The sequence below is a fragment of the Zhongshania sp. genome (assembly GCF_041584495.1).
Taxonomy (GTDB): Bacteria; Pseudomonadota; Gammaproteobacteria; order Pseudomonadales; family Spongiibacteraceae; genus Spongiibacter.
On the sequence record NZ_JBFHDY010000211.1, the window covers coordinates 1 to 3,146 of the forward strand.

5 protein-coding genes are annotated in these 3,146 nt (G+C 44.2%); all 5 read right to left on the minus strand.

Going from position 1 to position 3,146, the window contains the following annotated elements; all coding sequences use genetic code 11:
• A partial coding sequence (locus ABYP33_RS18140) for a hypothetical protein (RefSeq protein ID WP_373092650.1) occupies positions 1 to 580 on the minus strand: 580 nt, incomplete at its 3' end.
• Between the two features lie 641 nt (positions 581 to 1,221).
• On the minus strand, positions 1,222 to 1,491 hold the full coding sequence (locus ABYP33_RS18145) for a hypothetical protein (protein ID WP_373092651.1): 270 nt from the start codon (positions 1,489 to 1,491) through the stop codon (positions 1,222 to 1,224).
• 354 nt (positions 1,492 to 1,845) lie between these two features.
• Complete coding sequence (locus tag ABYP33_RS18150; protein WP_373092653.1) at positions 1,846 to 2,145, minus strand: hypothetical protein; 300 nt, start codon at positions 2,143 to 2,145, stop codon at positions 1,846 to 1,848.
• Positions 2,146 to 2,401: 256 nt separating this feature from the next.
• Positions 2,402 to 2,926, minus strand: a complete 525-nt coding sequence (locus tag ABYP33_RS18155; RefSeq protein ID WP_373092654.1) for a methyltransferase domain-containing protein — start codon at positions 2,924 to 2,926, stop codon at positions 2,402 to 2,404.
• Position 2,927: 1 nt separating this feature from the next.
• The coding region (locus ABYP33_RS18160; protein WP_373092655.1) for a hypothetical protein at positions 2,928 to 3,146 on the minus strand (219 nt) is incomplete at its 5' end.

The following is a 3,146-nucleotide window of genomic DNA, read 5'->3' on the forward strand; positions in this document are numbered from 1 at the left end:
CACTATCACCTTCCATCTCTGCCTCGACGATAGTATTGTACAGGTCTTGCACTTGACTACCATGCATCGGCTTATTGTGAATGCCAAGTCCATGCGCGTAGTCGTCTAACTTACCGCGCTGTCCTGATGATGCTGACCAACCAAAGAAGTTATCTACATCTAACAGGTTCCATCTCCTGCGCAATACTCTAGGCACACCTTCATCATGAAACAGATACCTGCCCACTAGGAATGGGAAGTCAAAAGTTGCTGATGTCTTACCAATTAGATAGATGGGTGCTGGTGTATCTAATAATTCATCAAGCTTACCCAGTACCTCATACTCTTTGTGACTAGCAGCAACATACTGTTCTTCCTGATTGAACACATTGACTAGGGCTACAGATAAAACCTTGCCTGTCGTCCAGCTCAACCCATGTGTTCTAGCTGCCTTCTCTTTCTGACCTCTGATGTTAGCATCAATCTTCTCTGGGTCTTTGATGTTCTTCGGTGGTGCATAGTGTTTGCTATTCGTGTAGTCTACAGCTCTCTTGCCTTGACTCACTGTCTCAATGTCTATGCTGTACAGTTTCTTTTCCATTAGTCCTCCTTCAGTTGTTCAAGTTTAGTCATTAGGTCATCATAACAATTCTGACTCATATTATCTGAGCAAACTATAATCAATGTCTCAATAATATCTATCATCCAATCTGTCTTTTCCATTGCTCTACCTCCTCTGATACCAGCACTAGCTTACGTGCTGCGCAATCCATAATACTTTTCTGTTGGCACATCATGCACTCACTTCTGAATCCATCACTCGACCTTGTGTCGATACCAAAAAATCTAATCGGTAACTTTGCCTTGCAGTCTTTCTTGCTGCAGGTCTTCTGCCTTCTGCTCACTTATCTCCTCCACTTTGTTGACGTGCCCCAGTGTACCCAGTGCTACGTTAGTTCCAAACTTAATATCAGGACTCATGTCTACGTCAGTAGTCTGATATACATACACCTTATATGCTGTGTGTCTACCTTGTTTACTCATCTTCTTCCTCACTCACCCAATACTTTCTTGATAATCTTTGGTATTCCATCAGTGAACTGGCTCACTACCTGCTTAACATTAACACCATGCTCACTAGCATTCTTGTTGCTATGACTTCTCGGACTAAGTTCTAAAAACCTAATCCTGTTACTACGTCTACGCATAGCTCTCTTCCTACTCTTCTCACTCCTGAATCTATTAGGCTTCGACATATATAACCTCCTCCTTCTTGTTGACTGCAGCATTGATAGCTGAGTTATGTGCGCGCCGTTCCTTCTTGATGTTAGCATTGCCATGGTTCCATCCATCTACATACACCGCATCAATGATACCCTTTAGCTTGTGAAGTTTCTCGTCATGCGTCAGTGTATCTTTGTTAATGACCTGTCCGATAGCCTTCACTGCTGATAGGTTATACATGTCTGGGTCTTTTTGCTGTGTCAAGTTGTGTCCTTTAAGTTCTTCCATTGTTAGTTTCTCCTGTGCATCCGCATCTAGTATGTTCAATTATATTCATCAGTTAACTTTAGTCAACCGCACCTAGTCATAGTGGGAAGATAGCGCCTACCTTAAACGCACTGCCACCACTGTGAGTCTTAGCCTTACTCTTATCCACATGATTCTTATCCACGTTAACACTGCGTACCTTCAGTGGTCTGGGTTTCATGTGTGTCATAGCTACCCTAAACCCTGTGTCATCCACTCTCCATACCCTGCTAAATGCTGGCCCTATCTTTGCCATAGACAACAGAGCTTGGGATAGTGTGTCACTCACTGATAGCACCTCGCCTTTAATCTCTAGTTGATACTTCATCTCTCCCCCTAGAACGTGTCGAATTTAGTTTCAAATGACAAGATGTATACAACAGAGTCATCATCTAACACAGCGTGGTCAACGTGTGCCTTAGTGTACTTCACTGGTATATAGTTCAGCGTCATTGCATCGCGGATAGTCGAGGCAACTACATCACCTGTCCTTTGAGCATCCACCCTTGTGAAGAACGTCATCTCTTCTGCCTTCTCTTTTAGTTTGCTTATCAAATTATACAGAGCCTTCCTCTTGTACTCACTGGTGTGTAAGTCACGTTCAAGTTTCTCTATTCTCTCGTCTGTTAATGCCATGCTTCCTCCTGTTAAAAGCCTAATGCCTCTACTTGTTTTTTAAGTTTCAATTGTGCAGGTGTGTGGTCCACACTTAGCCACACTGCGCCATCCTCATGTAGGTACTGCGCTATGTCATGTGAGTACACGCTGCCCATCTCAGTGTAGTGTCCATGCACTGTGGCAAGTCTAGTGTTACCCTTCTTGTTGTCTTCTAACACAGCCTGCCATCCATTGCGTAGTTTGACTCGCTGTCCTTTCTTTAGTTCATTAGTCTTCATTCTTTCTCCAATTTATAGATGCAGTACGTCGAAGTCTCCCTCACTATAGGCAGGTCCAGTACCACATTGCGTTGATATGTATTGCGGGATGTCATCCCTTCCTTCTTTATGTCACGGCGCACACTTATATATGCAGTGCCCTGTGGATGCAGTAGTCTACGCAGCTCGTTAATTATTCTCTGACCTGTCGCTTCATCAACTGTGTTTAACACATAGTTGCATGTGATGGTGTCGAATCTGTAGCGCGCCATGTCCCAGTAATCCATCGAGTCGTGGTTGGGGTCGTAGCCTACGATAAATTTGCGCTTATCCTTTAGACGCCTAACGTCATCACCCCTGCCACATCCATAGTCCAGTATGCTGCCATGCAATAGCTTCTCTTTAAGTAACCAGCGCATAGGTACACTCAATGCCTTGCGTCTTATTGCTGTGCGTCCTGCTCTCTTGATGGCTTCCTTCTGACGCTCGCCCTCCTTTGCAGCGTCCCATTCATCCTGCCTATATTTAGCTTGTTGCTCCATGTTACACCTCCTTATATATCTTATGTTGCAGCGCATGTTGCTCGAACAATAACAGTGCAGTGTGTCTTACATCTCTACTCTTTTTACTGCTGCTCTGCTCCAGATAGTAAGCACCATACCTTCTGTTCTTAGGGTTGAGCAGTGCATCGAACTCATCACTTAAGTTAGCGGTTCTATATCCCTTGCTTGTCCAAGCTATCGAATGGCACACACATATAGA